We start from the raw sequence: 5303 nt of genomic DNA, 5'->3' as shown, positions 1-5303 counted from the left end.
CGAAAAAGCGCAGTTTACAGCGAGTAAATGAGCATTTTGAGCCACTTTTTAACGCGGTATCAGCGAAGCGCAGCACTTTTGCGACACCCTCCTTGGCCGTGGCATGTTTTTGAAGGTCATTGTTACATTGACTCACTGTTGTTGATATCTGCGCATCAGTATCCAAAGATAAATGCTCACCGCCAGAGCAATCAGCCCCAACAACACTTTCAGAAAAACCTGAGGAACCAGCCAGACTGAAATCCCTATGCCCAGCCACAGGAGCGCCAGAGCCCGACACCCTATTTTGGGTGAGAGCGCCCTGTCATGCAGGTACTCTTTCAGGGCCGGACCAAACCTTGGATGCTCCAGCAACCACCGATTCAATTTGGGTGAAGACCGAACGCTGAGCCACACTGCCAGCAACAGAAACACGGTCGTTGGCATGAGGGGCAGCACGGCACCAATGATGCCGAGAACAATGCAAAGCAATGCCAATCCCTGATAGAAGATTCGCAATAACGGGTTTCTGACCAGAAGATTTTCTTCTTCTGTTGCCAGCTGACCAGCCAAATTGGGCCCTTTACACTTACTCAAACGTCGCTTCCTGAATAATCTTTACATAATCCAGCTCTGCCAGTTTTCTCAGAACTTCATAAAAATCCAGCTGATGGGTGTCACCAACTGCCAGATACTCTGCTGATCGGCACTGTATTTTTCCCGGCGACGCCCGGTAAACAACCAGCGTTGGATCAATCGCCATGACCTGATCAACGTACTCAATCTTGTCCGGAATACAGAATTCATAAGACACCGCTGTCAAGTTATCACCTGAGCCTCGCAGACCCTCCTTGTTGAGTTCATTGAGATCAAACTTAATTTTGGCCATATGCCCCGCTTTCCAGCCCAGCGTGGAGCAACCACCCAGTAACAGAACCAGCAGGAGTATAGCAGGGGCTTTTAATGTCATAAGCGAAACCTTGGAAGATAACTTGCGTGGCTATAGTAACTCTTTTTTCTGCTTCATGGTGGCTAATCAGGAAAGGATGCACACAGCTACAAGCAGACCTCACCCGAATCAGAAATGAGCACTTAAAATATATCTATACTGTAATCCTCAACAGTGACTATTGATCAATTATGACTTCAGATATTCTTCTTCGATTTGCTCTGGTGATGATGCTCTTAACTGCCAACACCAGTTTTTCATCCTCTGAGTATGAGATTTCCGGGTTTACCAAGGGCCATAAGCGAACCAGTGATTTCATGGAGAGTATTCGTAACAACCGTCCGGAACTTCAGGCGTTTATGAATCGACTGCCCAAAGGCGGCGATCTCCATCATCACCTGATGGGGGCCATCGAGCCCGAAGAAATCATTGATATCGCGATAGAACGAAAGTTTTGCATTTATAAGGACCATCACATGGCCCCGTGTGATTGCTGTGCACAGTCCGTGAGCGCATACGTCAGTAATGAAGAAAACCGTGCAGCTCTGATCAGGCAGCTAACGCTTGCCGACAGCAACGATACGCTTGAGATCCGTGACAAGCATTTCTTCGACTACTTTGCTATCGTGAAAGCCTTATTCGATGGAATAGATGCCCGTTTCATTTCACTTATACGTAAAAAGGCCGCTGTTGATGGACTTTCTTACATTGAATCAACTATCTACTGGAATGAAGCGAACGGGCCTGACAAGTTGTTTTCCCTCATCACCAACCTGCCCGCACCGGACCCGGACAGTTCCAAAAGTCTGGAAGACTTTCGTACCAGACTGAGTGCCCAGCCCGATTTTCAAACCCAGTTAAAGGCAGCTGCCAAAGAGGTAGCCGATGCCTTGAAAGATTCTGACGACCACTTGAACTGCTCTCATAGCCCCTCTCAACCTGCCTGTTCTGTCACCGTTCGGTTTCTACACGAAATTCACCGGACCGATCCCCTGCCCCGGGTTTACGCCCAGATGATCTTTGCCTTTGAACTGGCTCAATTGAGTCTCTCTGGCAGCGATCCTCAAGTGCTGGGCATCAACATAGACGGCGCTGAAAATAATGATACGGCACTGAACGATTACCTCAGCCATATGAAAATGCTGAGTTTTCTTAAAAACCACAAAAAATACCCTCTGGTGAAAGAGCATATTAGCCTGCATGCAGGAGAACTGGTCAAAGCCACAGTCGAAGATTTTTACTACCGAACCACCTTGGCAGACGCTATTAATATCGTTCAGCCCAAACGCATAGGCCACGGGATCAGCCTAATGGCACAGGACTGCCTGAAGCAGTCCAGCTCCGGCAATGAAGAATACGTCAACTGCAGTGCTGAGCTGCTCAAAACCATGCTGGATAATGACATTGCTGTTGAAATTCCTTTCACCAGCGACCAGCGATTGAATGATATCGGGCCCAACAGCGGACACCCCTTTCCTGTTTATGTCAATAGCAATGTTGCAGTGGCGCTGGCTACTGACGATCCGGGGATTCTAAAAGTCGATTTGACCAGTCAGTTTGTAGAAGCCGTCTATGGCTTCAGCCCTAATCAATCCAGCGACGGCGCTCTCCTGTCCTTTGATCAGATTATTGAGTTCGCACGCAACAGTCTGGAGTACAGTTTTCTGCCCGGTCAGAGCCTTTGGGTAAAGGCTGAAGACCACACTCGATATCAAAAAAGAGTTTCGGCCTGCCTGAATCTTGATTCAGAAGCCTGCAATAAGTTTGTCGGCAGTAATACCAAGGCGAGACTCCAGAGAGATCATGAATTAAAGCTGAAAGACTTCATGTTAACGCTGGCAGCAGGAAGCCCTGATTTAACACCCCTGTGAACTGCCATGAAATTGCAAAAAAAAGAGTAACAAAATGGCAAAAGAACAAGAATTCGTCTCCAGTTTTCAGGCTGGCTTACTGGCATTGTTCTGCTTATGCCTGATGCTTCTGAAGCATCAGGCTCATGCCAGAGATCACCTGAAAGTCTCTCCTGACAACTGTAACCCCTCTTACCTTGGCAAACACTTTCGTGACGTACTGCCCTGTTACCTGAAACAAGAAGATAAGAATTATCAATGGAGTGCTGCAGCTGCGACTGAAGAGCGCGTCGAGCTGGATGGAAAGAAGCTGAAGGTCAAAGTCTACCCTGTCCGTATGAAGTCTCTGCGCTGGACTATCGGAGAACAGGATAAAGTCTCTGATCCGGTCTGGGAGCATCGGATCAAGGTGTATATACCGGAAAAAGTCAGCTCCACCACTGCTCTACTCTTTATCAATGGCGGCATCATCCATTGGCCCGAAGATCAGCCCGATAGAAACAAGAGGAGCACTGATGCCCTGCAATTTTCTCATATAGCCGCCAGAACCCGGTCGATCGTCGTTGATCTGAAAGACATTCCAAACCAGTTCTTGCGATTTGGTGATGGCAAACCGCTCAAGGAAGATGGCCTGATGGCCTATAGCTGGCAAAAGTTCATTGATAACCCGGGGAAAAACTATAACTGGCCACTCCGATTACCCATGGTCAGGGCTTCCATTCGGGCCATGGATACGATTCAGGCACTGATGAAAGAGAAGCACATTAAAATTGAGCATTTTGTATTAGCCGGAGGATCAAAACGAGGCTGGACAGTCTGGCTGACCGCAGCAATGGATAACAGAGTGTCAGCCATCATACCCATGGTCATCGATGTTCTTAATCTGCAAGAGAGTATGCGACACCACTTCAATAGTTACCAACGCTGGGCTCCGGCTGTCAAAGACTATTACTCTCTGATGCACACAATCGGCACCCAGCCTATGACTCAGCTAATGGAGGTGGTCGACCCCTATTCCTACCTCCCTCTGCTAACCATGCCGAAGTACATCATTAATGCCACCGGCGATGATTTTTTCTTACCCGACTCCAGCCGCTTTTACTTCGATGACCTGAAAGGCGAAAAATGGCTGAGATTCCTTCCAGACCTGAGGCATTACATTCTCAGAATGGATCAAACACTGGTGAGTGAAAGCATCGAATCCTTTTACGGAGCCATCATTAAAGATCGCCCCATGCCCAAGATCAGCTGGGATGTCTCTAAACTAAACCTGAAAGTCGAAGCCTCAATGCCTCCCAAAGCCATGAAACTGTGGACTGCAACAAATCCTGAAGCCAGAGATTTCCGAACCACTTCAGACAACCCAAAGGTCAGCCAGTTTAAATCTGAAACACTCACATTCCGTTGTCGTGAAAGCTGTCGGGCAGATGTCGCATTGAAAGCCCCCGAAAAAGGTTGGAAAGCCAGCTTTGTCGAGCTGATCTACCCTAACCCGCCCTATCGTGACCTGTCATTCACGACCCGGGTGTTTGTCACCCCAGATGTTTATCCCGAGGACAATCGCACTCCATCTCATGGCCAAAGCTCAGAGGATATAACGCACCGGATTGTCCGGGCACTGCTCAAGCCCGCACTCAAAGAAAATTGAAACGATATTAGCCACAGTCAGGAACACCAGAAGCGCAAAGGCAAAATGGGAAAACCATCTGATTTCGGGGTTTTTCGCTTCTGAGACTTCGTCCTCATAAGCGTGCAATTCAAACTGTCTGGAATAACCTATGACCAGTGCGATATATACGATTAAAGCAGAGCACAGAATATACAACCAAGTATACATATGCAGTCCCAGCAAAGCCGAACCATATCCTTGAGGATTGTTCACATGCAGTGCAATTTGCCTCAGAGCAATAAAGCTAGTCAAGACAGCCGCTAGCAGCGACAAACTGTAATGACCGGGTCGAACGTGGTACCTCATATTGAGCAGGAACCCTGAGGCTATCACTAAAATTCCCTGCCGCTGCAATATGCAGAGAGGACAGGGTAATTCGCCCATCACAAACTGAAACCAGAAAGCAGCAACCAGAAGAAGACAGATGACTATCAATTCAAAAACACTGGCAAACTTCACAAAATCATTGATCTCTCTGCATGAGTTCATGATTAGACCCGCCAAACTTCTAAAGATAAATTTCCAAGTGCTCAGAAATATGATGAATAAAAACCAATGCAATCAGAACAAGAGAAATGCTGAAGCAAACGATTCCCCACTTTCGATTGAACCAGGCAACCATCAACGCAAATAATATGAAGATAAAAGATAGCAAAGTGTAAGGCATTACCTGTACTCCCCAGCCTAACGAGATTGTTTCACAAACTTTTGCGACAACCCCCGACCATGAAAGCTTCATTAGAGCATAGCGTTAACATGTTTTATTTACAGGTTATTGACATCTTCCCCCACTGATTCAAAAAATCAGTGGGGGATTCCCATGGGGGCGCCTAGCCCAGGCTGCTACTTTCTCACG

6 protein-coding genes are annotated in these 5303 nt (G+C 47.4%); 2 read left to right on the top strand and 4 right to left on the bottom strand.

Annotated elements, in window-relative coordinates; genetic code table 11:
• Nucleotides 1-132: 132 nt before the first annotated feature.
• Both KDK19_RS13250 and KDK19_RS13245 read right to left on the bottom strand, forming a co-directional pair.
• The gene (locus KDK19_RS13250) at nucleotides 133-576 is read right to left on the bottom strand and encodes a YbaN family protein (protein WP_257255382.1); all 444 of its coding nucleotides are present in this window, start codon (nucleotides 574-576) and stop codon (nucleotides 133-135) included.
• Entirely contained in the window at nucleotides 569-949 is a 381-nt protein-coding gene (locus KDK19_RS13245; RefSeq protein WP_257275586.1) for a hypothetical protein, read from the bottom strand. The genes KDK19_RS13250 and KDK19_RS13245 overlap by 8 nt, the downstream gene beginning before the upstream one ends.
• Nucleotides 950-1119: 170 nt before the next feature.
• Between KDK19_RS13245 and KDK19_RS13240 the strand changes: the two genes are divergently transcribed.
• Nucleotides 1120-2799 (top strand): hypothetical protein, encoded by a 1680-nt coding sequence (locus tag KDK19_RS13240; protein WP_257255380.1) that lies wholly within the window; start codon nucleotides 1120-1122, stop codon nucleotides 2797-2799.
• 34 nt (nucleotides 2800-2833) lie between these two features.
• Entirely contained in the window at nucleotides 2834-4426 is a 1593-nt protein-coding gene (locus tag KDK19_RS13235; protein WP_257255379.1) for a PhoPQ-activated pathogenicity-related family protein, read from the top strand.
• Here KDK19_RS13235 and KDK19_RS13230 read toward each other — a convergent pair.
• Both KDK19_RS13230 and KDK19_RS24420 read right to left on the bottom strand, forming a co-directional pair.
• Entirely contained in the window at nucleotides 4364-4936 is a 573-nt protein-coding gene (locus tag KDK19_RS13230; RefSeq protein WP_257275584.1) for a disulfide bond formation protein B, read from the bottom strand. The two genes, KDK19_RS13235 and KDK19_RS13230, sit on opposite strands and share 63 nt — an antisense overlap.
• 19 nt (nucleotides 4937-4955) lie before the next feature.
• The gene (locus tag KDK19_RS24420) at nucleotides 4956-5114 is read right to left on the bottom strand and encodes a DUF5993 family protein (protein ID WP_368736464.1); all 159 of its coding nucleotides are present in this window, start codon (nucleotides 5112-5114) and stop codon (nucleotides 4956-4958) included.
• Between the last annotated feature and the right edge of the window lie 189 nt (nucleotides 5115-5303).

The organism is Endozoicomonas sp. ONNA1 (assembly GCF_024606325.1).
In the GTDB taxonomy this organism is placed as follows: domain Bacteria; phylum Pseudomonadota; class Gammaproteobacteria; order Pseudomonadales; family Endozoicomonadaceae; genus Endozoicomonas_A.
The sequence above is the reverse complement of the archived record's forward strand: the minus strand, read 5'-3'. Positions and strand labels throughout refer to the sequence as shown.

Excerpts from the sequence above, each read along its gene's own strand:
- KDK19_RS13245 (WP_257275586.1), bottom strand. The coding sequence starts at position 949 with ATGACATTAAAAGCCCCTGCTATACTCCTGCTGGTTCTGTTACTGGGT.
- KDK19_RS13240 (WP_257255380.1), top strand. The coding sequence starts at position 1,120 with ATGACTTCAGATATTCTTCTTCGATTTGCTCTGGTGATGATGCTCTTA.
- KDK19_RS13235 (WP_257255379.1), top strand. The coding sequence starts at position 2,834 with ATGGCAAAAGAACAAGAATTCGTCTCCAGTTTTCAGGCTGGCTTACTG.
- KDK19_RS13230 (WP_257275584.1), bottom strand. The coding sequence starts at position 4,936 with ATGAACTCATGCAGAGAGATCAATGATTTTGTGAAGTTTGCCAGTGTT.
- KDK19_RS24420 (WP_368736464.1), bottom strand. The coding sequence starts at position 5,114 with ATGCCTTACACTTTGCTATCTTTTATCTTCATATTATTTGCGTTGATG.